Here is a 701-nt window from a genome sequence, read left to right on the forward strand (position 1 = left end):
GGTGCAAAAGCCTTGCAGCTTATCGATGAAGCGGTTTTTCATGGTTTCACCATTTCACGACCTCGCTTGCTTTGATATTGTCTGAAGTTATTGTCCGAAATTGATCTAGGTGGTGGTTCTGCGCAGATAGATAGTCCAGAACGAGACATTGTGGGCCGGCCATCAGGCTGGCGGCGGCTGAGAGACATCATGCTCTCGCCTGTGAGGAGCGAGCAATGAGCGACGAAATTTCCAGCAACAACGACATTGCGCATTCGCGGGATGCCGACGCGCATGGTCAGGCGGCCCTGCTTCTGGTGGAAAGCCTGATCCATGGCCTGATCGAAAATCAGGTTCTCAGTGTGGTTGACGTCATCGAGATTGTCGATGTGGCCACCGAAGTGAAAATTGAAACGGACACCGTACGTGGTGATGCGCCAGCGACAGTGCAGACGACAATCAAACTCCTGCAAGACATCAGCGCGAGCCTCAGGTTTGACGTGGGAGGCCCGGCGCAGCGGCTTACTCCGATATGACTGATCAGATCGCTATCCTTGTCGTCGAGGATGAGACGCTCATTTTGATGGATATCGTCGATCAGCTTCAAGCCAAAGGGTTCAAGATCTATCAGGCGACCAATGCCGACGCTGCGGTCGCATTGCTCGAGGCGCATGCCGATATCGGGCTGATTTTCACGGATATCGACATGCCCGGCTCGATGG

2 protein-coding genes are annotated in these 701 nt (G+C 53.9%); both read left to right on the forward strand.

All coding sequences use genetic code 11. The features are described from left to right. The first annotated feature begins 215 nt into the window (after positions 1–215). On the forward strand, positions 216–515 hold the full coding sequence (locus EO136_RS14930) for a hypothetical protein (RefSeq protein ID WP_127145207.1): 300 nt from the start codon (positions 216–218) through the stop codon (positions 513–515). After that, positions 512–701, forward strand: a 190-nt coding sequence (locus tag EO136_RS14935; RefSeq protein WP_246018400.1) for a response regulator, incomplete at its 3' end; no start/stop codon positions are given. The genes EO136_RS14930 and EO136_RS14935, both read left to right, overlap by 4 nt.

This window comes from Pelagibacterium montanilacus (assembly GCF_003992665.1).
In the GTDB taxonomy this organism is placed as follows: Bacteria; Pseudomonadota; Alphaproteobacteria; order Rhizobiales; family Devosiaceae; genus Pelagibacterium; species Pelagibacterium montanilacus.

What these genes read in the sequence shown, in the direction of transcription:
- EO136_RS14930 (WP_127145207.1), top strand. Translation starts at nt 216, where the DNA reads ATGAGCGACGAAATTTCCAGCAACAACGACATTGCGCATTCGCGGGAT.